A 22,586-nucleotide genomic window follows, 5' to 3' on the forward strand; every position below is an offset into this window, starting at 1 on the left:
GCTCCAGATCTCGGGGCTCAAGATTGGTGGGTACCCCCGCGCCCACGCGCCCGGTGCGCACCAAGACTGGACATACCGCAGACTGTGCGTCGGCACCCCCGCGAAGGACGCGCATACGTCACCGCCGTCACCCGCGCGAAGGGATGTCCGATGACCGGATCACGCATACTGGCGCTCGGCCACTACCAGCCGGCGAAGGTCCTCACCAACGACGACCTCGCGGGCATGGTCGACACCAGCGACGAGTGGATCCGCAGCCGGGTGGGCATCCGCACCCGGCGTATCGCGCGTCCCGACGAGACGGTGGACGAGATGGCCGCGGCGGCGGCCGCCAAGGCCCTGGCGCACAGCGGTCTTTCGCCCTCCGACATCGATCTGGTCCTGGTGGCCACCTCCACCGCCATCGACCGCAGCCCCAACATGGCGGCCCGGGTCGCCGAGCGGCTCGGTCTCGACCGTCCGGCCGTCATGGACATGAACGTGGTGTGCGCCGGGTTCACCCACACCCTGGCCACCGCCGACCACACCCTGCGCGCCGGGGCGGCCACCGCCGCGCTGGTCATCGGCGCGGACAAGTTCACCGAGGCCGCCGACTGGACCGACCGCTCCACCTGTGTGCTGCTCGGGGACGGCGCGGGGGCGGCCGTGGTGGTGGCCGACGACGCGCCGGCCGGGGCGGGAACGGTCCCGGGGATCGGCCCGGTGGTGTGGGGCTCGGTGCCCACGATGAGCAACGCGGTCCGGATCGAGGGCACCCCGATCCGGTTCAGCCAGGAGGGCCAGTCCGTCTACCGCTGGGCCACCACCCAGCTGCCGCCCATCGCCCGGGAGGTGTGCGAACGGGCCGGGATCCGCCCCGAGGACCTGGCCGGAGTGGTGCTGCACCAGGCCAATCTGCGGATCGTCGAGCCGGTGGCCCGGAAGCTGGGCGCGGTCAACGCGGTGATCGCCCGCGATGTCGTGGAGTCCGGCAACACCTCGGCGGCCAGCATTCCGCTCGCCCTGTCCAAACTGGTCGAACGCGGCGAGGTCGGCTCCGGCGATCCGGTGCTGCTCTTCGGCTTCGGCGGCAACCTCTCCTACGCGGGCCAGGTCATCCGCTGCCCCTGACCCGGGGCGCCAGCGCGCGGAACACGTCCGATTCGTTCAAGACCGGCCGTCCGCGCGCTGCCTACGCTGCCGGCATGACACCACGATTCGACGCGATCAGCATGGTCGTCGCGGACATGGCCGCGGCCCTCGCCTTCTACCGCCGGCTCGGCCTGGACATCCCCGCCGAGGCCGACACCCAGCCGCACGCCGAGGCGACCCTGCCCGGGGGGACGCGGCTGCTCTGGGACACCGTCGAGACGGTCCGCTCCTTCGACCCGGACTGGACCCCGCCGAGCGGTTCCGGCCGCATCTCGCCGGCCTTCCTCTGCGACAGCCCGGCCGAGGTGGACACGGTCTACGCGGAGCTGGTGCGGGCAGGCGCACAGGGGCACAAGGAACCCTGGGACGCCTTCTGGGGACAGCGCTACGCCGTGGTGCTGGACCCGGACGGCAACGGCGTGGACCTGTTCGCACCGCTGCCCGGCTGACGCACCACCGCCCGGCCGACGAGCCGCCGCCCCGGCCGACCGGCCGCCGCCCCTCGCCCGCTGGACAGCGGCTCAGCCCGACTCCGTCAGCAGCCGCCCCAGCGGTACGCCCGCCATCGCCCGTACCTCCCGGGCCAGATGGGCCTGGTCGGCGTACCCGGCCGCCACCGCGACCTCCGCGAACGGCACACCGCCGCGCGCCAGGTCGAGCGCCCGGTTCAGCCGCAGCACCCGCCCCAGGGTCTTGGGGCCGTAGCCGAAAGCCGCCAGGGAGCGCCGGTGCAGCAGCCGCTCCCCCAGCCCGGCCGCCCGGGCCACTTCGGCGACGCCGCGCCCGCGCGCGAGCCCGGCGACCACGGCCGCCATGGCCGGATCGGGCGGCGGTGCCTCGCGCAGCCGCCCGAGGGCGGTCTCCTCCAGCGCCCGGCCCACCGCGGGCGCCGCGCTCCCGGCCCCGGTGTCGTCGGCCGCCGCCCGCCCGGCCAGCGACGCGGTCAGCCGCCGCACCTGCGCGGCGGGCCACAGCGCGGCCAACGGCACCCGCAGGTTCCGCAGTTCGTGCGCGGGCACGCCGAGCACGGCCGGGCCGGTGCCGGGCGCGAACCGCAGACCGACATAGCGGGTGCCCGGCGGGGCCGCGGCCAGCTGGGCCCGGGTGTCCGGCCCGGCCACGAAGAGTTCCCCGTCCGGGGCTGCGTCGCCCGCGTCGGTCCAGATCAGATCGATGCAGCCGTCGGGCAGCACCCGCTGCGGCCCGTGACCGGCGTCACGGGTCCACACCACCGCACCGCCGCCGAGCCGCGACCCCCGCTCGCGGTATCCGCTCACGGCACCTCGCGCAGATACATCGCACCGCAGGAGTGGCAGAACGGGCCGCCGTCGTTCGTGGCCCACAGATCGGCTGCCTGGGTCTCCGCGTCGGCGGCCAGCTCCCGGCCGCACATGGCGGTGGTCCCGGCGCCCCGGACCATGTGCCAGATCTTGACCGGCGCACCGGCCACCCGTCCGGAGCTGCCCTCCTCGTACTCGGCGCGCATCTCGTGCTGCATGGCGGTACACCTCCTGCTCACCACCACTCCTTCCATGCTCCCGCCCGGCCCGGCCGGACGCCACCCTGAGCGATACCGGACCCGGAAAACGCGGGCCCTAGAACACCGACCAGCCGGTCAGCGTCGTGAAGTGGTCCAGCGCGGCCACCCCGGCCACCGAATTGCCGCGCGCGTCCAGGCCCGGACTCCATACGCACAGGGTGCAGCGGCCCGGGATCACCGCGACGATGCCGCCGCCGACACCGCTCTTGCCGGGCAGCCCGACCCGGTAGGCGAAGTCGCCCGCCGCGTCGTACGTACCGCAGGTGAGCATGACCGCGTTGACCCGCTTCGCCTCCCGCCGCGACAGCAGCCGGGAGCCGTCCGCGCGCAGTCCGTGGCGGGCCAGGAAGGTGCCCGCGAGCGCCAGGTCGCGGCAGCTCATCTCGATCGAGCACTGCCAGAAGTAGTGCTCCAGGACGGTCGGGACGGGGTTGTCGAGATTGCCGTAGCTCGCCATGAAGTGCGCGAGGGCGGCGTTGCGGTCCCCGTGGCCGGACTCGGAGGCGGCCACGGCCGGGTCGAAGGCCAGCTCGGCGTTCCCGCTCTCGGTGCGCAGGAAGTCCAGCATGGTGGTGCTGGCGTCGCCGGTCAGGCTGTGCAGCCGGTCGGTGACGACGAGGGCACCGGCGTTGATGAAAGGATTGCGCGGAATGCCGTTCTCGTACTCCAGCTGCACCAGGGAGTTGAACGGGTTGCCCGACGGCTCCCGGCCGACCCGCCGCCAGATCTTCTCGCCGTCCTGGGCGAGCACGAGCGCGAGTCCGAACGCCTTGGAGATGCTCTGGACGGAGAACGGCACCTCCCAGTCGCCGACTCCGGTGATCCCGCCGTCGACGTCGGCGACGGCCATCCCGAAGCGGTGGGCGTCCACTTCGGCGAGCGCCGGGATGTACTGGGCCACCTGCCCCCGGCCGATCTGTGGCTCCACATGGGCCGCGACCTCGTCGAGTACTGCCTGGTAGTCCATGGTGCCGTGGTTCTCCTGCGCGTCGTCGAGCGGATCAGACCGCACGATAGCCATCATGCACATCGATCACCCCATGTGTTTATGAGAACGCAGTGGGTAAGCAACCAGTGAACGAGCGGGACGCGGTCGGTGCGCCCGCCGCATGAGCGAACGGAGGCGGCCATGGCCTCACCCATGTCCGCGGGGGACTTCCTGTCGGCACTGAAACGCGAGGGCCTGCGGGTGGTGCAGGTCGGGGACTGGCGCAATCACAACCGAAACCACAAGGGCCCCTGGGGGCCCGTGCATGGAGTGATGATCCACCACACCGTCACCTCCGGCACCGATCTGACCGTGGAGATTTGCCGGGACGGCTTCGAGTCCTTGCCCGGTCCGCTGTGCCACGGCGTGATCGCCAAGGACGGCACCGTGCACCTGGTCGGCTACGGCCGGGCCAACCACGCCGGTCTCGGCGACGACGACGTGCTGCGGGCCGTGATCGCCGAGCGGGTGCTGCCCCCGGACAACGAGGCGAACACGGACGGCAATCGCCATTTCTACGGCTTCGAGTGCGAGAACCTCGGGGACGGCCGGGATCCCTGGCCCGAGGCCCAGTTGGAGGCGATCGAGCGGGCCTCGGCCGCGATCTGCCGCCATCACGGCTGGAATCAGCGCTCGGTGATAGGCCACCTGGAATGGCAGCCGGGCAAGGTGGATCCGCGCGGCTTCACCATGGACGCGATGCGGGCGCGCATCCGCGAGCGGCTGGCCTGAGCACACCCCTCGTCCGGGGAGGAGTCCGCGGACGGGCGGCTCACAGTCCGCCCTCCGCGGCCTCCTCGCGGAAGGCGGCCGCCTCCTCCAGATCCAGCCGGCGCAGCAGTCGGCGCAGCATCTCGTCGTCGATCCGCCGCTGGTTGCGCAGTTCGACGAAGACCTTCCGCTCGGCCTCGATGATCTCGCGGGTGAGTCTGCGGTAGGTGTCGTCCACCGACTCCCCGGTCACCTCGTTGACCGCGCCGAGCCGCTCCCACACCGCGTTGCGCCGCCGTTCCAGCACATGGCGCAGCCGGTCGACCAGGGGCGGTGGCAGGGCGTTGCGCTCATCGGCGAGGAGTTCCTCCAGCCGGGCCTCGGCGGCCTGGGACGCCTCGGCCTGCGCCTGTGCCTCCATCAGCGTCTCGGCCTGTGGGTCACGGCCGGGCACCCCCAGCCGCCGGATCAGCGCGGGCAGGGTGAGCCCCTGCGCGACCAGGGTGCCGATCACGGTGGTGAAGGTCAGGAAGAGGATCAGATTGCGGGCCGGGAACGCCTCTCCGCCGGGCATGGTCCGCGGGATCGAGGCGGCGATGGCCAGCGAGACCACTCCGCGCATCCCGGCCCAGCCGACGACGACCGGAGTGGTCCAGGTGACACCCGGTTCGCGTTCGCGGATCCGGGGGAAGAGCGCCCGGGGGAGGAAGGTCGCCGGGAAGACCCAGACGAAGCGCATGAGGACCACGGCGAGGAAGACGATGACCGCGTACCAGGCGGCCTCGCCCGAGCCGTACGGCCCCAGACCCTGGAGCACCACCCGCAGTTGCAGCCCGATCAGCGCGAACACCGCCGACTCCAGGATGAAGGCGATCATCCGCCACACCGCCGCCTCCTGGAGCCGGGTGGCGAAGTCGACCTGCCAGGCATGGTGTCCGAGGTAGAGGCCGACCACCACCACGGCCAGCACCCCGGACGCCTCGAACTGCTCGGCGGCGGCGTACGCGACGAACGGGATCAGCAGCGAGAGGGTGTTCTGGAGCAGCGGATCGCGCAGTCGTCGGCGCAGCCAGTGCAGCGGCACCATCAGCACCAGACCGACGCCGACCCCGCCGACGGCCGCGAGCAGGAACTCCCCCGCGCCGTGCAGGAAGGTGACCCCCTCCCCCACCACGGCGGCGAGCGCCACCCGGTAGGCGGTGATCGCCGTGGCGTCGTTCACCAGGGACTCGCCCTGGAGGATCGTGGTCAGCCGCGAGGGCAGTCCGAGCCGCCGGGCGATGGCGGTGGCCGCCACCGCGTCCGGCGGCGCGATCACCGCGCCCAGCACGAGGGCGGCGGCCAGCGACAGATCGGGCACCAGCAGATGGGCGATCCAGCCGACCGAGACGGTCGCGAACAGCACATAGCCGACCGACAGCAGCGCGATCGGGCGCAGATTGGCCCGCAGATCCAGATAGGAGCTGTCCAGCGCGGCGGTGTGCAGCAGTGGCGGCAGCACCAGGGGCAGCACGACGTCCGGGTCCAGGGTGTAGTCCGGCACCCCCGGTACGAAGGAGAGCACCAGCCCGACCGCGACCAGCAGCAGCGGCGCGGGCACGGGGGTGCGCCGGGCCGCCCCCGCGACCGCCGCGCTGCCCGCGACCAGCATCAACAACGGCAATACGTCCATCGGCCCCGGCCCGTCCCCATCGGTTGGCGTCTAACCTGGCAATCATGAGTGAGTGCCCACATGTTCCCGGCCTGCCGCACCCCGGTCCCCGGCCGCTGGCCGCGACCTGCCCGGAGTGCCTGGCCGTCGGAAGCCATCCGGTGCAGCTGCGGATGTGCCTGGAGTGCGGCCATGTGGGCTGCTGCGACTCCTCCCCCTACCGCCATGCCACCCGGCACTTCGAGGAGACCGGTCATCCGGTGATGCGCAGCTTCGAACCGGGTGAGGAGTGGCGCTGGTGCTATGTGGATCTGCTCATCGTCTAGTGCGACGGCTGCCGCGGGACCGGTGCCTCCGGTTAGCCTTCATCACATGATCAGACCAGCGAAGCCGTCCGACGTCCCGGCCATCCTCGCGATGATCCGGGAGCTGGCGGAGTACGAGAAGGCGCCGCAGGAGGCGAAGGCCACTGAGGAGCAGTTGAGCGCGGCGCTCTTCGGGGCGGACCCGGCGGTCTTCGCACTGATCGCCGAGGAGGTCACCGGAGAGGGCGCGGAGACGGTGGGGTTCGCCCTGTGGTTCCGCAACTTCTCCACCTGGACCGGCACCCACGGGGTGTACCTGGAGGATCTGTACGTCACTCCGCGGGCGCGCGGCGGCGGCCACGGCAAGGCGCTGCTCGCCGAGCTGGCACGGATCTGCGTGGAGCGGGGCTACACCCGCTTCGAGTGGTCGGTGCTCGACTGGAACGCTCCGGCGATCGGCTTCTACGCCTCACTGGGCGCCGAGCCGATGGACGAGTGGACGGTCCGCCGGCTGACCGGAGAGCCGCTGCGCGCATTGGCCGCGGAGGCCCCGGGCACCTCTTCGACCAGCGATTCGTTGGGTGGGGCGACATCTCTTTCGAATTGAGACCGCAGACCCCTAGCCACGCTGCGTACTCATGTGCTTACTATGAGTGATATCGCGCACCTTCGGGTCGGCGTTCACCCATGACGGGGGCCGTGCTTCGTCCGGGCGACACCGAACCGCAGATCGCGATAGCGTCGCAGCCGAACCACATATCGCGCCGACTGTCCTCCCTCCACCATAAGGGCATACGGGCGGCGCTCCAATCAGCTCAGCTCAACCAGCTTGTGTCACCTTGGAGGTGAGGGTGTCCCAGATCGCAGGCGAGCCCGGGACCCAGGACTTCGTCGAAGTCCGGCTGCCCGCTGCGGGGGCGTATCTGTCGGTGCTGCGTACGGCCACGGCCGGCCTCGCAGCCCGGTTGGACTTCACCCTTGACGAGATCGAGGATCTGCGGATCGCCGTTGACGAGGCATGCGCGATCCTGCTTCAGCAAGCCGTCCCCGGCAGTGTGCTGAGCTGCGTCTTCCGCTTGATCGACGACGCACTCCAGGTGACTGTCTCGGCTCCCACCACCGATGGCCGCGCGCCCGAGCGCGACACCTTCGCCTGGACGGTGCTCTCCGCACTGGCGGGCAAGGTGGACTCGACCGTGGCCGAGGACCGTACGGTCAGCATCAGCCTGTACAAGGAGCGCGGCGCCGGCCCCGGACAGCCGTGAAGGAACGAGGGGGCTCCGTGAGCACTGCATCATCGCGGGGAGTGGGTACCCCGGCCATCCCGCACCCGCCGGCCCGGCCGCATCCCGCGGACTCGGAGGCGGCAGGAGACCGACCAGAGCGGGCGGACCACATGGATCAGCACGACCACGAGCAGGCGCATCACCACGATCCGCATGACCGGAGCGGCGCGCGGGCGATGTTCATCGAGCTGCGCCGGCTCCCGGAGGGCTCCTCCGAGCGGGCGGAACTGCGCAACCACCTCGTGCGTATGCATCTCCCGCTGGTGGAGCACCTGGCCCGGCGTTTCCGCAACCGGGGAGAGCCGCTGGACGACCTCACCCAGGTCGCCACCATCGGGCTGATCAAATCCGTGGACCGGTTCGACCCGGACCGCGGGGTGGAGTTCTCGACCTATGCGACCCCCACGGTCGTCGGCGAGATCAAGCGCCACTTCCGGGACAAGGGCTGGGCGGTGCGGGTGCCGCGCCGTCTCCAGGAGCTGCGGCTGTCGCTGACCACGGCCACCGCGGAGCTCTCCCAGCGGCACGGCCGCGCCCCGACCGTGCACGAGCTGGCCCAGCATCTGTCCATTTCCGAGGAAGAGGTGCTGGAGGGGCTGGAGTCGGCCAATGCCTACAGCACCCTCTCCCTGGACGTACCGGACACCGACGACGAGTCCCCGGCGGTCGCCGACACCCTCGGCGCCGAGGACGAGGCACTGGAGGGCGTGGAGTACCGCGAGTCGCTCAAACCGCTCCTGGAGGATCTGCCGCCGCGGGAGAAGAAGATCCTGCTGCTGCGCTTCTTCGGCAATATGACCCAGTCGCAGATCGCGCAGGAGGTCGGCATCTCGCAGATGCATGTCTCACGGCTGCTGGCGCGAACCCTCGCCCAGCTGCGGGACCGGCTGCTGGTGGAGGAATAGCAAGGAAGAGCGAGGAGCGAGGAGCGGTACGGCAGGGGCGGGCCGGGCACCGGTCAGGCGTCGCGCGGCCCGATCCCCAGTGCCTCGGTCGCGGTGGGGTTGATCAGCAGCGCGAGCACGGCGAGGGCCGCGATCCCGGTCGCCGCTCCGGCGGCGATCAGCCCGCCGCCGTTCTGCACCAGGGTCCAGGCCACCGGCAGCGCCATCAGCTGGGTGATCATCGCGGGGCCGCGGCTCCAGCGGCGGCGCAGCAACAGCCCGCGGGCGGCCACCAGCGGCAGCGCGGCCAGCGCCAGCACGGTGACGCCGAGCATCTCCGCCTGCTGCGGGCTGTCCGGGTCTCCGGTCAGCCCCATGATCAGCACGTAGACACCGAAGCCCACGAGCACCACGCCCTCGACGGCGGCCAGCACCGCGGCGGCGGTGATCCGCGCCGGACGCGGCCCGTGGGGGGCGGTGTCGGCCGGGGCGACCTCCGGGGCGGCCCGCTGTGCCTTCTTCCCCTGCGACGCCTTCCCGGCGGTCCGGGACTTCTGCGCGGGGGCGGACTTCTTACTGCTCACCCCAGCAGCCTAGCCGTCGCACCGGCCCGTGGGGCGCACCCCGGGGGGTACGGGGGTTCACCGCGGATGGGTAGGCTGGCGCGCATGCGCGCACTCCTCGTGGTCAATCCGGCAGCAACCACCACCAGTGCCCGCACCCGGGACGTACTCATCCATGCGCTCGCCAGCGATCTGAAGCTGGACGTGGCGACCACCGAGTACCGGGGGCACGCACGCGATCTGGCCCGCCGCGCGGTCGACGGCGGCACCCATGAACTGGTGGTCGCGCTGGGCGGGGACGGCACGGTCAACGAGGTGGTCAACGGACTGCTGCACAATGGCCCCGCCCCGGCGGAGCTGCCCCGGCTCGCCGTGGTCCCCGGCGGCTCCACCAATGTCTTCGCCCGCGCCCTGGGGCTGCCCAATGACGCCGTGGAGGCCACCGGCGCCCTGCTGGACGCGCTGCGGGACGGCACCGAGCGCACCGTGGGCCTCGGGCTCGCGGGCGGCACCCCGGGCACCCCGGACGAAGCGGTGCCCGCCCGGTGGTTCACCTTCTGCGCGGGCTTCGGCTTCGACGCGAGTGTGATCGGCCGGGTCGAACAGCAGCGCGAACGCGGCAAGCGTTCGACCCACGCCCTGTACATACGGCAGATGCTCCGGCAGTTCCTCGGGGAGACGCACCGGCACCACGGCACCATCGCCCTGGGGCGACCCGAGCAGGACACGATCGAGGATCTGGCCCTGGCGATAGTCTGCAACACCTCCCCGTGGACCTATCTGGGCAACCGCCCGGTCTACGCGGCCCCCCAGGCGTCCTTCGACACCGCCCTTGACGTGCTGGGACTCACCAAGCTGTCGGCGCCGACGATGACCCGCTACGCCACCCAGCTGCTGATGTCGACCCCCGAGCGGGGGCCTCGCGGCAAGCACGCGGTCTCGCTCCACGACGAGACGGACTTCACCTTGCATTCCCAGGCGCCACTGCCGCTCCAGATGGACGGTGACCATCTGGGACTGCGCACGAGCGTAACGTTCACAGGCGTACGCCGTGCACTGCGTGTGATTGTGTGAGTGAGACCGCAGAAAGTCCTTCCAGTCGAACGTTTAGCCTGGCTTCCACCCAACAGAAGTACGGCTGTGACCTAGTCGACACCAAGGAATCAAAAAAAACTTTCCGGAAGGGGTTGTATCCGCCGCCGAGGTTTGCGAGTCTCTTCTTGGCGATCGGGACGGCCGGTGAAAGGCCCCCTTGAGAGCCCGAACCCCCTCCTCATTCCACGGGACCGCACCAGCCCCAACTGGTTGACGTCCCTACCCTTGCGGGGGGATTCGTGAAAGCGTTCACATTCACAAGCAACGAACCCGCAATCGCGAGGAGATGGAGCAGCCATGGACTGGCGTCACAACGCCGTTTGTCGCGAGGAAGACCCCGAGTTGTTCTTCCCCATCGGCAACACTGGTCCTGCGCTGCTGCAGATCGAGGAAGCCAAGGCCGTCTGCCGCCGCTGCCCCGTCATGGAGCAGTGCTTGCAGTGGGCGCTTGAGTCCGGCCAGGACTCCGGCGTCTGGGGTGGACTCAGCGAGGACGAGCGCCGCGCAATGAAGCGCCGTGCCGCTCGTAACCGGGCGCGCAACGCCAGCGCCTGACCCTGAAACGCCCCGTGGCCCCCGAGCCGCAGCGCGCAGTAACCCCGATGCGCACAGCAACGTGAGCTTTGAGCCCTCGGACCAGCCGGTCCGGGGGCTCAGTGCTGTCCGGGGGACGCCACCGGATCCGGGGTCAGCACTTCTCGGCGCGCACCGGGAAGTCCAGGACCACCCGGGTACCGCGCTCCGGGGCGGGCAGCATGTCGAAGCTGCCGCCGAGTTCCCCCTCCACCAGGGTGCGGACGATCTGGAGCCCGAGGTTCCCGGCGCGCTGCGGATCGAAGCCCTCCGGCAGCCCGCGGCCGTCGTCCTGCACGGTGACCCGCAGCCTGCTGTCCTCACCGCTGCCGCTGCGCACCGCGCCGACCTCGACCGTGCCCTGCTCCCCCGGTCCGAAGCCGTGCTCCAGTGCGTTCTGCAACACCTCGGTGAGGACCATGGACAGCGGGGTGGCGACCTCGGCGTCCAGGATGCCGAAGCGCCCGGTGCGCCGCCCGGTGACCTTGCCCGGGGATATCTCGGCCACCATGGCCAGCACCCGGTCGGCTATGTCGTCGAACTCGACCTGCTCGTCCAAGTTCTGGGACAGCGTCTCATGGACGATCGCGATCGAACCGACCCTGCGCACCGCTTCGTTCAGCGCCTCCCGGCCCTGTGCGGAGTCCATCCGGCGGGCCTGGAGCCGCAGCAGCGCGGCCACCGTCTGGAGGTTGTTCTTCACCCGGTGGTGGATCTCGCGGATGGTGGCGTCCTTGGTGATCAACTCGCGCTCGCGCCGACGCAGTTCGGTGACGTCCCGCAGCAGCACCAGCGAGCCGATGTGCGCGCCCTTGGGCTTGAGCGGGATGGCCCGGAGCTGAATGACCCCGTCCCCGCCCTCGACTTCGAACTCCCGGGGCGCCCAGCCGCTGGCCAGCTTGACCAGCGCCTCGTCCACCGGCCCGCGCACCGGGGCGAGGTCGGCGGTGGTCCGGCCCAGGTGGTGGCCGACCAGATCGGCGGCCAGGCCGAGCCGGTGGTAGGCGGAGAGCGCGTTGGGGCTGGCGTACTGCACCACCCCGTCCGCGTCCATCCGGATCAGCCCGTCGCCCGCACGCGGCGAGGCGTCCATGTCGACCTGCTGGCCGGGGAAGGGGAACGCGCCGACGGCGATCATCTGGGCCAGGTCGGAGGCGCTCTGGAGGTAGGTGAGCTCCAGCCGGCTGGGGGTCCGTACGGTCAGCAGATTGGTGTTGCGGGCGATGACGCCGAGCACCCGGCCCTCCCGGCAGACCGGGATGGACTCCACCCGGACCGGCACCTCCTCGCGCCACTCCGGGTCGCCCTCGCGGACGATCCGGCCCTCGTCGAGGGCGGCGTCCAGCATGGGACGGCGGCCGCGGGGAACGAGATGGCCGACCATGTCGTCCTGATAGGAGGTGGGGCCGGTGTTGGGCCGCATCTGCGCCACGGAGACGTACCGGGTGCCGTCGCTGGTCGGAACCCAGAGCACAAGATCGGCGAAGGAGAGGTCGGAGAGCAGCTGCCACTCCGATACCAGCAGGTGAAGCCATTCGAGATCGGCATCGCCGAGGGCGGTGTGCTGGTGGACGAGGTCGTTCATGGAGGGCACGGTGTGAGCCTACCCGTCCGGGTGGATTAGCCTATCCGCGCACAAGCATGGACAGACCCAAGTGGTCTAGTCCAGAATGATCGAGCACAACGATCTTCCGCTCTCCCCGCACAGGAGGGCGGATCGGGTACCCGGCGCGCTCTGCCCTGACCGCACCGGGCGCCTCGTGGCCGGCCGCTCGGCCGGCGCAACCCGGGCTGCGGTGCCGGGCGGGTTGAGGGTCCCGCTCTGGCGCCGCGGCCCGCGGGTGACACACCACGGCTCCCGCGCCTCACCGGAGGCGACGGGAGCCTTCGCGCACGCCCAGCACGCACGGTACGCACCGCACGCACGGTACGCACCGCATGTACGGCGTGCGGTGCGTACCCGCCCGCTCAGCGGGTCTCGGTCACCTTTGCCAGCGCCCGGGGGGCGTCCGGGTCCTGGCCCCGCGCGATGGTGACCTCGTACGCCAGCATCTGGAGCGGCAGGATCTCCAGGATCGGCTGGACCTCCTCGGCCACCCCGCCGGTGGGCAGGGAGAATCCGGCGGAGGCACGGTCCACCTCGGCCTGCGCGCCGATGACCACCAGATCGGCGCCCCGGCCGCGGAGCCGCTCCAGCACCGGCTGGAGCGCCTCCCCGCCCTTCCCCTCGGTGACGATCGCGATCACCGGGGAGATGTTGTCGACCATGGCCAGCGGGCCGTGCAGCAGATCGGCGCCGGAGTAGGAGAGCGCCGGGATGTAGCTGGTCTCCATCAGCTTCAGCGCGGCTTCCTTGGCGGTGGGGTAGCCGTAGCCGCGTGAGGTGAGAACCATCCGCTCGGCGAAGCGGTAACGGGCGGCCAACTGCTTGATCTCGGCCTGCCGGTCGAGGATCTGCTGGGCGAGGTCGGGCAGCACCTTGGCGGCCGAGCCGTCGCCGCCGCGCAGCCCCTCGACGAACAGGTACAGCGCGAGCAGTTCGGCGGTGTAGGTCTTGGTGGCGGGCAGCGCCTTCTCCGGCCCGGCCAGCACATCGATGTGGAACTCGGAGACGGCGGCCAGGGCCGAGTCGGCGTTGTTGGTCACCGCCAGGGTGATCGCACCGGCCGCGCGGGCGGCCTCGGTGGAGGCGACCAGGTCCGGGGAGCCGCCGGACTGGCTGACCGTGATCACCAGAACGTCGGTGAGGTCCTGCCGGGCGCCGTACGCGGTGGTGGTGGACATCGAGGTGAGACCGCAGGGCTTGCCCAGCAGCACTTCCAGCAGGTACTTGGCGTACAGCGCGGCGTTGTCCGAGGTGCCCCGGGCGGTCAGCAGCACAAAGCGCGGCTGGCGGGCGGCGATCCGCTCGGCGGTCTCGCGGATCCGCGGCGCGCCCTCGTCGAGGATCCGGCGCAGTACGGACGGCTGTTCGGCCATCTCGCCGGACATGATCCGGCCCGGCTGGTCGCTGTGCTGGGCCGTTGTCGTGGCGGACATGCTGGGTGCCTCCAGGTGGCTGGGCCGGCGGTGCTCGGTGGTGTCATACCCCGGCCGCGCCGCCGGTGATGACTTCCGCGGCCGCCCGTCCGCAGACCCGGGCGGCGCCGTGGGTCGCGATGTGCAGTGCCCCGGCGGGCGGCGCCTGGGGCACTCCCATTTCGACGACGACCGTGTCGGGCCGGGCGGCGAGCAGGGCGTCCAGGGCATCGGCCATCCAGGGGTGACGGTGGACATCGCGGACCACTGCGACGATCCTACGGTCGGCCGCCTGGCCGAGCATATTTTCGATCAGGGCGGGGGTGCCGTCGGTCTCGGCGTCCTGGCGTCCGTAGGTGGCGGTCGTGGTGCCGGGCAGCAGCCGGGTGAGTTCGGCGGCCACGCCCCAGGGGGTCTCGTCACCGACCGCGATGTTGGCGACCGGGGTGAGGGCGGCGACGTGGGCGGGGCGGGTCAGCGGTTCGTACCCCACACCGCCGTGGGTGACCCGCAGCGCCCGTCGGGCCGCGGAGAGCCCGACCTCGGGGGCGGGCGTGATCCCCTCCGCCGCGCCCGGCCCTCCGTGCTGCCGGGTCCACTCCCCCAGCGCCCGTACCCGCGCGGCCGCCTCGGCCAGCCGCGCTTCGGCCAGCCGTCCCTCGCATACGGCCGCCACCAGCGCGTCGCGCAGCCGGAGCACGGTGTCCTCGTCGGCGAGGCCGCCGCCCACACAGATGGCGTCGGCGCCCGCGGCGATGGCCAGCACGGTGCCGCGCTCGATGCCGTAGGCGGCCGAGATGGCCCGCATCTCCATACCGTCGGTGACGATCAGGCCATCGAAGCCGAGGCCGCCGTCGGCGACGGGACCGCGCAGCAGTCCGTGGAGCGCGGCGGCGCTGAGGGTCGCGGGCCGCTCCGTGTCCAGCGCGGGCAGCAGGATGTGCGCGCTCATCACGGCCTTCGTCCCCGCGGCCACGGCGGCGCGGAAGGGCACCAGTTCCCGTGCGGCCAGGGTGTCGAGTCCGGCGTCGATCCGCGGCAGCGCGTGGTGGGAGTCGACGGCGGTGTCGCCGTGGCCGGGGAAGTGCTTGGTGCAGGCCGCGACCCCGGTGCTCTGGAGCCCCTCGACCCAGGCGGTGGTGTGGCGGGCGACGAGCCCGGGGTCGGCGCCGAAGGAGCGGACGCCGATGACCGGGTTGTCCGGGTTGGAGTTGACGTCGGCGGCGGGCGCCCAGTTGAGGGTGACCCCGCAGGCGGCGAGCCGGCGGCCCAGCTCCCGGGCCACCGCGCGGGTCAGGTCGGGATCGTCGACGGCGCCGAGGGCCAGATTGCCGGGGAAGGAGGAGCCGCCGCGCACCTCCAGCCGGGTGACATCGCCGCCCTCCTCGTCGATCGCCACCAGCACATCGTCCCGTTCGGCGCGCAGCTGGGCGGTGAGCGCGGCGAGCTGTTCGGGCGAGGAGACATTGCGGCCGAACAGGCCGACGGCGGCGAGCCCCTCGCCGAGTCTGCGCAGCAGCCAGTCGGGGGCGGTGGTGCCGGTGAAGCCGGGCTGGAGGACGGTCAGGGCGTCATGGGTGAGGGTGGCCGGGTCGTGCGCGAGGGTCGTCATGGCCGGGGATCATCCCTTCACAGCGCCGGAAGTCAGCCCACCGACCGCCTTGCGTTGCAGGAACAGGAAGAGCAGCAGGATGGGGACGGCGAAGAGCGAGGCGGCCGCCATGGTGGCGCCCCAGTCGTCGCCGAACTGGGTCTGGAAGCTGGACAGCCACAGCGGGAGGGTCTGGGCCCCGGCGTCCTTGTTGAGGATCAGCACCAGCGGGAATTCGTTCCAGGCGGTGATGAAGCCGAAGAGCGAGGTGGCCATCAGTCCGGGTGCCAGCAGCGGGAAGATCACTTTGATGAACGCCTGCGTCCGGGTGCAGCCGTCGACCATCGCCGACTCCTCCAGCTCCCTGGGCACGGCGGCGATGTAGGAGCGGAGCGTGAGCACCGTGAACGGCAGCACCATCACCATGTAGAACAGGGTGAGGGGAAGCAGGCTGTTCAGCATGTCGCCGTCGCGGACGAGCATGTAGATCGCGATCACCATGACTTCCCAGGGCGCCATCTGCGCGATCATGAACGTCACCAGGAAGCCGCGCCGCCCCCGGAACCGCAGCCGGGCGAGCGCGAAGGACGCCAGCAGCGCGATCACCAGGGAGAGCGCGACCGCCGAGACGGTGACGGTGAGGGAGTTCCCCACCAGCGTCCAGAAGTGCTCGGCGCCGACGGCCGTTGAGAAGTGCTCGAAGGTGGCGGAGGCCGGGAACCACACCGGGTCCTCGGAGACGATGTCCGAGGTCGGCTTGAGGGCCGTGCAGAACATCCAGTAGACGGGGAACGCGAAGCCGACGAAGAGCACGACGGCGGTCGCGTTCGGCCACAGCCGGGCCAGCGGCGAGCGCTTCACAGCTCGTCCTCCTCCTTCCTGAGGGCGATACGGAGGTAGGAGGAGGTCAGGACCAGCAGGATCAGGATGGTGAGCAGCGAGATCGCGGCGCCCATCCCGTAGTGCTGGTTGCCGACGCCCTCGATGAAGGCGTACACGGGAAGGGTTTCGGTGAGCCGGTCGGGACCGCCCTCGTTGATCGCGAACACCTGCGGGAACGCCTTGAAGACCCAGATGACTTCGAGGAAGACCGTGGCGAGCAGGAACGGCTTGAGGAAGGGCAGGGTCACCGAGGTGAAGCCGCGCCAGGCCCCCGCGCCGTCGAGCGCGGCCGCCTCGTACAGCTCCTTCGGGATGGTGGTGGTGGCCGCGTAGAGGTTGAGCGCCACGAAGGGGATCGACTGCCAGACGATCAGCACGGTGATGACGAAGAAGGTGGAGAACTGGCCGCCGGTCCAGTTGTAGTCGGCCATGGAGTGCCAGCCGAGCCGGTCCAGCACCCAGTTGACCACTCCGAAGCGGGCCGCGAAGAGCCACTGGAAGACGGTGGTGGCGGCGATCACCGGCATCGCCCAGGCGAGCACCAGCCCGACCGAGAGCAGCAGCCGCATCCGGGTGCCGAGCCGGGCGAGCAGCAGTCCGATCAGGGTGCCCAGCACCATGATCAGTACGACGTTGACCCCCGTGAAGGCCACCGACCGGCCGGTGACCCGCCAGAAGTCCTCGCTGCCCAGCGCCTCGCGGTAGTTGTCGCCCCCGTTCCACTCCGTGAGGTGCTGGATGAGCTGCCGCATGTTCAGGTCCTGGAACGACAGCATGCCGTTCTTCACCAGCGGCCAGCCCAGCAGCGCCACGGTGGCGGCCAGCGCGGGCAGGAGCAGCACATAGGGCGCGGCGGCGGTGAGCCGCCCGCGTCCGGACCGCCCCTCCGGTGGGGCGGTCCGGACCGGTGGTGCCGCTCCCCGGGGGACCCCGGCCGCGGCCGGTCCGGGGTCCTTGTGTTCGGTCGCTACGGCCATGGACCTACTGCTCCTGGCTGAGGCGCTTGTTCATCTCGTCCTCGACCGACGCGGCGGCGTCCGCGGGCGACTTCCCCTTGAGCACGGCGGTCATATAGGACTTGACCGGGTTGGGGGCGTTCTCCACCGCGGCCCATTCGGGGATCAGCGGGGTGGTGCCGCCGGTCGCGGCGGCGGGGGCGGCCGCCTGGGCGGCGGCGTTGCCCTTCAGCCGGTCCTGGAGGGACTCCTTGTTGGGGATCACCCCGCCCTCCTCGGCGAGTTGTCCCTCGAAGGTGTTGTTCAGCGCGATCTTCAGGAACTCCTTGGCCAGTTCCTGCTTTTCGCTGGCCGCGGCGACGGCCAGGTTGGAGCCGCCGAGGAAGACGCCCTCCGGCTTGCCCGCGGTCTCACCGGGGATGGTGAAGTAGCCGATGTCCTTCTCGATCTTCGGATTGGCCTTGACGGCGATGGCCGCCTCCCAGCCCATACCGATGAAGGCGCCGGTCTTCCCCTTGGCGAACACCTCGCCCTGCTGCGGGGTGGCCTCGTCCTTGTTCTTGGGCGCCTTGCTGAAGGACTGGTACTGCTTGTAGATGTCCATGGCCTTGGCGACCTTGGCGTCGGCGAGGTTGGAGACCCAGTGGCCGCCTTCCTTCTTCACCAGGTCGGCGCCGGTGCCGATGGTCAGCCCGTCGAAGAAGTACCAGTTCTGACCCGGCAGATAGAGCGGTTCGGCGTCGGTCTTCTTACGGATGGTGTCCAGGTCCTCGAAGAATTCGGCACGGGTCTTCGGAGTGCTCTTCAGACCCGCCTCGGCCCAGATCTTCTTGTTGTAGAGGACAACGCGGTTGGCCGCGTACCAGGGGGCGGCGTACTGCTTGCCGTCGTACACCGCCGACTTGTTCAGCGACGGGGACCAGTCGGCGCCGATCGACTCCTTGAGGTCGCCCAGTTCGGCCAGGCCGCCGGTGCGGGCGTAGGAGGGGGTCTGGGTGTTGCCGATCTCCAGGACGTCCGGCGGATCGGACTCCGAGAGCGCGGTGGTCACCTTCTGCTGGATGCCGTTCCACTGCTGGATCTCCAGCTTCAAAGTGGCGCCGGTCTTCTTCTCGAAAGCGGCCTTGACATCCTTCGTCCAGCCGTCCGGAGTGGATCCGTCCATCGCCCAGACGGTCAGCGTCTCGCCCTTGAAACCGTCCGCTCCGGTCTTGTTGTCGTCGTCGCCGGACCCGCAGGCCGCGACGCTCACCAGCATTGCCGCGACACCCGTCGCCGCTATGAGCCCACGCTTCACAGCACTCTCCTCAAAGGACCGGATGAGAGGTTTAATGGTTTAGACCAGTGCCCGCAGCTTGGCCTAGACCTTTAGGGGTGTCAAGGGTGTATAAGGTCGCCAACGGCTCCGTTACCGGACCGACATCTGTCGACATCCGGCCCGAGCCACCGCCCGAGCGCGGGACCGTGCCACGATGTGAGCCGCTGAATTCGGAGGAGCCGGTGACGGCAGCAGACCAGGAGTCGGAAGGGCGCGCGATGGAGACCGAGGGGGTTACGGCCACGGCCACCACACCCGCGGCCGAGAGCGGCAACAACTCCGGGGGGACCCGCACCGCGCGGGTCCCGAAGTACTACCGGCTCAAGCGGCATCTGCTGGAGATGACCGAGACCCTGCCGCCGGGCACCCCGGTCCCCCCGGAGCGGACCCTGGCCGCCGAGTTCGACACCTCCCGCACCACCGTGCGCCAGGCCCTCCAGGAGCTGGTGGTCGAAGGGCGGCTGGAGCGGATCCAGGGCAAGGGCACCTTCGTGGCCAAGCCCAAGGTCTCCCAGGCCCTGCAACTGACCTCCTACACCGAGGACATGAAGGCCCAGGGCCTGGAACCCACCTCCCAGCTGCTGGACATCGGCTATGTCACCGCCGACGACCGGCTCGCCGGACTGCTGGACATCGCCACCGGCGGCCGGGTGCTGCGCATCGAGCGGCTGCGGCTGGCCAGCGGGGAGCCGATGGCGATCGAGACCACCCATCTGTCGGCCAAGCGCTTCCCGGCGCTGCGCCGCAGCCTGGTGAAGTACACCTCGCTGTACACGGCCCTGGCCGAGGTCTACGACGTCCACCTGGCCGAGGCCGAGGAGACCATCGAGACCTCGCTGGCCACCCCGCGGGAGGCCGGGCTGCTGGGCACCGACGTCGGACTGCCGATGCTGATGCTCTCGCGGCACTCCCTGGACGCCTCCGGCGAGCCGGTGGAGTGGGTGCGGTCGGTCTACCGCGGGGACCGCTACAAGTTCGTGGCCCGGCTCCAGCGCCCGCACGGCTGAGCCGGCCCGCCCCGTACGCCGTACGGGGCGGCTCCGGGCGCCGTGGGGGAGCGGTCCCGGACGCCGCGGCGGGCGGCCGAGTCGCGGACGAGGCCACTTCTTTCTCATACCGATATGCGGACGGGTAGTGACTGCCGCCACGCTGCGGGCTTAGATTTCCTGCGCATTACATACATGATCAGCGTGAGCGATCAGTCATAGACGCAGGTGATGAGCCGAGAGGACGGGAGCCCGCCACCATGTCCGACACATCCGCTTCACCCGGCAGGAGACCGGCGATCACGCCGACCCGCGTGGTGGTCGCCTTCTGTCTGATCGCGCCCTTCGTGGCCATGCTCTGGGTCGGTTCGTACGCCAAGATCGAGCCCACCGTCATGGGCATCCCGTTCTTCTACTGGTACCAGATGCTCTGGGTGCCGATCTCGGCCGTGCTGACCTCGGTCGCCTATGTACTGATCCGGCGTGAGCGGCGGGCGCGCAAGGAAGGCGGATCGGCATGAAAGACGGTGTGAACGGCGTCGCTCTGGCCGTTTTCCTGCTCTTCTTCCTGGCCGTCACGGTCATGGGGTTCCTGGCCGCGCGCTGGCGGGCCGCGGAGAACGCGAACAACCTCGACGAATGGGGTCTCGGCGGCCGCAGCTTCGGCACCTGGATCACCTGGTTCCTGCTCGGCGGCGATCTCTACACCGCGTACACCTTCGTCGCCGTCCCGGCGGCGATCTACGCGGCCGGCGCCTCCGGGTTCTTCGCGGTGCCGTACACCATCCTCGTCTACCCGCTGATCTTCACCTTCCTGCCCCGGCTGTGGTCGGTGTCGCACAAGCACGGGTACGTCACCACCTCGGACTTCGTCCGCGGCCGGTTCGGCTCCAAGGGGCTGTCGCTGGCCGTCGCGGTCACCGGCATCCTCGCGACCATGCCGTACATCGCCCTCCAGCTCGTCGGTATCCAGGCGGTGCTGGACGTGATGGGCGTCGGCGGCGGCGAGAACACCAACTGGTTCATCAAGGACCTGCCGCTGCTGATCGCCTTCGGTGTGCTCGCGGCGTACACCTACTCCTCCGGGCTGCGCGCCCCCGCGCTGATCGCCTTCGTCAAGGACACCCTGATCTACATCGTCATCGCGGTGGCGATCATCTACATCCCGATCAAACTGGGTGGTTTCGACGACATCTTCGCGAAGGCGGGCGACGCCCTCTCGCAGAAGAACCCGACCACCAAGGCGCCCAAGGGCGCACTGGCCAGCGGTGAGAAACAGCAATGGGCGTACGCGACCCTGGCCCTCGGGTCGGCCCTCGCGCTGTTCATGTATCCGCACTCGATCACCGCGACGCTCTCCAGCCGCAGCCGCGAGGTGATCCGCCGCAACACCACGATCCTGCCGCTGTACTCGCTGATGCTCGGACTGCTGGCACTGCTGGGCTTCATGGCCATCGCGGCCGGGGTGGAGGTGGACAACGGCCAGCTGGCCATTCCGCAGCTGTTCGAGAACATGTTCCCCGACTGGTTCGCGGGCGTGGCCTTCGCCGCCATCGGCATCGGCGCGCTGGTCCCGGCGGCCATCATGTCGATCGCCGCGGCGAACCTGTTCACCCGCAACATCTACAAGGACTTCCTCAAGCCGGACGCCACACCCGAGCAGGAGACCAAGATCTCCAAGCTGGTCTCGCTGATGGTGAAGGTCGGTGCGCTGATCTTCGTCCTGACGATGGACAAGACGGTCGCGATCAACTTCCAGCTGCTGGGCGGCATCTGGATCCTCCAGACCTTCCCGGCCCTGGTGGGCGGTCTGTTCACCCGCTGGTTCCACCGCTGGGCGCTGCTGGCGGGCTGGGCGGTCGGCATGATCTACGGCACGGCCGTGGCGTACGGCGTGCCCAGCCCCACCAACCCGAGCCAGAAGCACTTCGGCGGCCCCTCGGACGAGATCCCGGGCCTCGGCGAGATCGGCTACATCGGTCTCACCGCGTTCGTCCTCAACGTGGTGGTCACCGTGGCCCTGACGGTGATCCTGCGGGCGGTGAAGGCGCCGGACGGCGTGGACGAGACCTCCCCGTCCGACTACCGCGCGGACGCGGGCGACCCGGGCGTCGAGGTCGAGCTGCCCCCGGCGACGGCGGGCGCCCCCGGCGGACACTGACCCTCACCCCGTCCCCACGGGCCGCCGCCTCCCCTCGCGGGAGGCGGCGGCCCTTTTGTGCCCTTTGTGCGCCGTCGGACACCTCGCACGCGACGACCCGCGCGCGGCACCCCAGATCCGCCGGCTCCGCCACCCACGCGGCGGCGCCGTCGGCCTCCAGGCCCCGGCGGCTGAACAGCAGCAGGTCGCGCGCGCCGTGGGTGGCGGCGAGACGGCGGGCGGACAACGCGCCCGGACCACCCGTGCCACCGGTGACCACCACCGTGCCCTCCGGGCCCAGGGGCGCCGGAACGGTGAGCAGGGGCCGGTCAGTGGAGCGGCTTCGGACCCACGGCGGCGACCGCGAACAGCGTCCGCGGTGCCCTGGGGCCACCTGCTGTCCGGGGAACCCGGAGGGGCACGGATCGGGGTGCCGGGCGGCGGTGAGGTCGGGCACACTGCGGACATGGACATCACGGTGCGGCGGGCGCGGGACGAGGAACTGGACGAGGTCGGGGAGATGACCACGGCGGTGTACCTCGACGACGGCCTGCTCGACTTCGGGGCCGAGGACCCCTACCTGCACGATCTGCGGGACGCCCGGCGGCGGGCCGCGGAGTCCGACGTGCTGGTCGCCGTGGATTCCTCCGGCGGAACGGTGCTGGGAGCCCTGGCCTTCTCCGCGTACGGCGCTCCGTACGCCCAGCAGGCCCGGCCCGGCGAGGGCGAGTTCCGGATGCTCGCGGTGCGGCCCGGGGCCCGGCGGCGCGGGGTGGCGGAGGCGCTGGTGCGCGCGTGTCTGGACAGGGCGCGGGAGCGGGGGCTCCAGGGGATCGTGATATCCAGCCACCCGAGGATGACCGCCGCCCACCGGCTCTACGGGCGGCTGGGCTTCGTCCGCGCCCCGGAGCGGGACTGGGAGCCGGTGCCGGGGATAGGGATCTGGGCGTTCACCGTGGCGCTGTAGC

24 protein-coding genes and 1 pseudogene are annotated in these 22,586 nt (G+C 70.7%); 13 read left to right on the forward strand and 12 right to left on the reverse strand.

The annotated features are described in order from the left end of the window. Nucleotides 1–150 precede the first annotated feature (150 nt). Both HUT19_RS13400 and HUT19_RS13405 read left to right on the forward strand, forming a co-directional pair. On the forward strand, nt 151–1,110 hold the full coding sequence (locus HUT19_RS13400) for a beta-ketoacyl-ACP synthase III (protein ID WP_176180699.1): 960 nt from the start codon (nt 151–153) through the stop codon (nt 1,108–1,110). 74 nt (nt 1,111–1,184) lie between these two features. Further along, nucleotides 1,185–1,580 (forward strand): VOC family protein, encoded by a 396-nt coding sequence (locus HUT19_RS13405; RefSeq protein ID WP_176180700.1) that lies wholly within the window; start codon nt 1,185–1,187, stop codon nt 1,578–1,580. A 72-nt stretch (nt 1,581–1,652) separates the two neighbouring features. On the opposite strand, the gene HUT19_RS13410 is transcribed toward HUT19_RS13405, so the two are convergent. From HUT19_RS13410 to HUT19_RS13420, 3 genes are all read right to left on the reverse strand, one after another. After that, nucleotides 1,653–2,408, reverse strand: a complete 756-nt coding sequence (locus HUT19_RS13410; protein ID WP_176180701.1) for a helix-turn-helix transcriptional regulator — start codon at nt 2,406–2,408, stop codon at nt 1,653–1,655. Beyond that, nucleotides 2,405–2,629: a hypothetical protein gene (locus HUT19_RS13415; RefSeq protein WP_176186832.1), complete on the reverse strand. Its 225-nt coding sequence runs from the start codon at nt 2,627–2,629 to the stop codon at nt 2,405–2,407. Before HUT19_RS13415 ends, HUT19_RS13410 begins: the two co-directional genes overlap by 4 nt. 97 nt (nt 2,630–2,726) lie before the next feature. Then, nucleotides 2,727–3,638 carry a glutaminase gene (locus tag HUT19_RS13420; protein WP_176186834.1) on the reverse strand — a complete coding sequence of 304 codons (912 nt, stop codon included), beginning with the start codon at nt 3,636–3,638 and terminating at the stop codon, nt 2,727–2,729. Nucleotides 3,639–3,800: 162 nt separating this feature from the next. Between HUT19_RS13420 and HUT19_RS13425 the strand changes: the two genes are divergently transcribed. Continuing rightward, a complete protein-coding gene (locus tag HUT19_RS13425) occupies nt 3,801–4,391 on the forward strand; it encodes an N-acetylmuramoyl-L-alanine amidase (RefSeq protein ID WP_176180702.1) in 591 nt (196 codons plus the stop codon). A gap of 40 nt (nt 4,392–4,431) precedes the next feature. On the opposite strand, the gene HUT19_RS13430 is transcribed toward HUT19_RS13425, so the two are convergent. Beyond that, nucleotides 4,432–6,042: a Na+/H+ antiporter gene (locus HUT19_RS13430; protein ID WP_176180703.1), complete on the reverse strand. Its 1,611-nt coding sequence runs from the start codon at nt 6,040–6,042 to the stop codon at nt 4,432–4,434. 44 nt (nt 6,043–6,086) lie between these two features. Here HUT19_RS13430 and HUT19_RS13435 point away from each other — a divergent pair, with 44 nt between their 5' ends. From HUT19_RS13435 to HUT19_RS13450, 4 genes are all read left to right on the forward strand, one after another. Continuing rightward, nucleotides 6,087–6,347: a UBP-type zinc finger domain-containing protein gene (locus HUT19_RS13435; RefSeq protein WP_176180704.1), complete on the forward strand. Its 261-nt coding sequence runs from the start codon at nt 6,087–6,089 to the stop codon at nt 6,345–6,347. Nucleotides 6,348–6,393: 46 nt separating this feature from the next. Beyond that, entirely contained in the window at nt 6,394–6,933 is a 540-nt protein-coding gene (locus HUT19_RS13440) for a GNAT family N-acetyltransferase (protein ID WP_176180705.1), read from the forward strand. Between the two features lie 244 nt (nt 6,934–7,177). Continuing rightward, nucleotides 7,178–7,591, forward strand: coding sequence for an anti-sigma regulatory factor (locus HUT19_RS13445; protein ID WP_176180706.1), 414 nt, complete (start codon nt 7,178–7,180; stop codon nt 7,589–7,591). A 56-nt stretch (nt 7,592–7,647) separates the two neighbouring features. Then, a complete protein-coding gene (locus HUT19_RS13450; RefSeq protein WP_254886160.1) occupies nt 7,648–8,517 on the forward strand; it encodes an RNA polymerase sigma factor SigF in 870 nt (289 codons plus the stop codon). Between the two features lie 53 nt (nt 8,518–8,570). Here HUT19_RS13450 and HUT19_RS13455 read toward each other — a convergent pair whose 3' ends face one another. Next, entirely contained in the window at nt 8,571–9,080 is a 510-nt protein-coding gene (locus HUT19_RS13455; RefSeq protein WP_176180707.1) for a hypothetical protein, read from the reverse strand. An 84-nt stretch (nt 9,081–9,164) separates the two neighbouring features. Between HUT19_RS13455 and HUT19_RS13460 the strand changes: the two genes are divergently transcribed. Further along, nucleotides 9,165–10,133 (forward strand): diacylglycerol kinase family protein, encoded by a 969-nt coding sequence (locus tag HUT19_RS13460; protein ID WP_176180708.1) that lies wholly within the window; start codon nt 9,165–9,167, stop codon nt 10,131–10,133. 318 nt (nt 10,134–10,451) lie between these two features. Then, complete coding sequence (locus HUT19_RS13465; protein ID WP_003953983.1) at nt 10,452–10,709, forward strand: WhiB family transcriptional regulator; 258 nt, start codon at nt 10,452–10,454, stop codon at nt 10,707–10,709. A gap of 133 nt (nt 10,710–10,842) precedes the next feature. Here the strand turns inward: HUT19_RS13465 and HUT19_RS13470 are convergent, their stop codons facing one another. The 6 genes from HUT19_RS13470 to HUT19_RS13495 form a co-directional block, all read right to left on the reverse strand. Beyond that, nucleotides 10,843–12,312: a sensor histidine kinase gene (locus tag HUT19_RS13470; RefSeq protein ID WP_176180709.1), complete on the reverse strand. Its 1,470-nt coding sequence runs from the start codon at nt 12,310–12,312 to the stop codon at nt 10,843–10,845. A 383-nt stretch (nt 12,313–12,695) separates the two neighbouring features. Next, complete coding sequence (locus tag HUT19_RS13475; RefSeq protein ID WP_176180710.1) at nt 12,696–13,766, reverse strand: SIS domain-containing protein; 1,071 nt, start codon at nt 13,764–13,766, stop codon at nt 12,696–12,698. 43 nt (nt 13,767–13,809) lie between these two features. Continuing rightward, on the reverse strand, nt 13,810–15,357 hold the full coding sequence (locus HUT19_RS13480) for a glycoside hydrolase family 3 protein (protein ID WP_176180711.1): 1,548 nt from the start codon (nt 15,355–15,357) through the stop codon (nt 13,810–13,812). 9 nt (nt 15,358–15,366) lie between these two features. Further along, the gene (locus HUT19_RS13485) at nt 15,367–16,197 is read right to left on the reverse strand and encodes a carbohydrate ABC transporter permease (protein ID WP_176180712.1); all 831 of its coding nucleotides are present in this window, start codon (nt 16,195–16,197) and stop codon (nt 15,367–15,369) included. Beyond that, the gene (locus HUT19_RS13490) at nt 16,194–17,195 is read right to left on the reverse strand and encodes a carbohydrate ABC transporter permease (RefSeq protein WP_176180713.1); all 1,002 of its coding nucleotides are present in this window, start codon (nt 17,193–17,195) and stop codon (nt 16,194–16,196) included. Before HUT19_RS13490 ends, HUT19_RS13485 begins: the two co-directional genes overlap by 4 nt. A 4-nt stretch (nt 17,196–17,199) precedes the next feature. Continuing rightward, entirely contained in the window at nt 17,200–18,471 is a 1,272-nt protein-coding gene (locus HUT19_RS13495) for an extracellular solute-binding protein (protein ID WP_176180714.1), read from the reverse strand. A 239-nt stretch (nt 18,472–18,710) separates the two neighbouring features. On the opposite strand from HUT19_RS13495, the gene HUT19_RS13500 reads away from it, so the two are divergent. From HUT19_RS13500 to mctP, 3 genes are all read left to right on the forward strand, one after another. Next, on the forward strand, nt 18,711–19,499 hold the full coding sequence (locus HUT19_RS13500; protein WP_176186838.1) for a GntR family transcriptional regulator: 789 nt from the start codon (nt 18,711–18,713) through the stop codon (nt 19,497–19,499). Between the two features lie 239 nt (nt 19,500–19,738). Continuing rightward, nucleotides 19,739–19,999, forward strand: a complete 261-nt coding sequence (locus tag HUT19_RS13505) for a DUF3311 domain-containing protein (protein ID WP_176180715.1) — start codon at nt 19,739–19,741, stop codon at nt 19,997–19,999. Further along, nucleotides 19,996–21,639, forward strand: coding sequence for a monocarboxylate uptake permease MctP (gene mctP, locus HUT19_RS13510; protein WP_176180716.1), 1,644 nt, complete (start codon nt 19,996–19,998; stop codon nt 21,637–21,639). Before HUT19_RS13505 ends, mctP begins: the two co-directional genes overlap by 4 nt. Nucleotides 21,640–21,706: 67 nt before the next feature. On the opposite strand, the pseudogene HUT19_RS44265 reads toward mctP, so the two are convergent. Continuing rightward, nucleotides 21,707–22,204: pseudogene (locus HUT19_RS44265) on the reverse strand (KR domain-containing protein); the annotation flags it as partial. Between HUT19_RS44265 and HUT19_RS13520 the strand changes: the two are divergent. Beyond that, nucleotides 22,085–22,585: a GNAT family N-acetyltransferase gene (locus HUT19_RS13520; RefSeq protein ID WP_176180717.1), complete on the forward strand. Its 501-nt coding sequence runs from the start codon at nt 22,085–22,087 to the stop codon at nt 22,583–22,585. The pseudogene HUT19_RS44265 and the gene HUT19_RS13520 sit on opposite strands and share 120 nt — an antisense overlap. Nucleotide 22,586: the final 1 nt, after the last annotated feature.

This window comes from Streptomyces sp. NA02950, assembly GCF_013364155.1.
Taxonomy (GTDB): Bacteria; Actinomycetota; Actinomycetes; order Streptomycetales; family Streptomycetaceae; genus Streptomyces.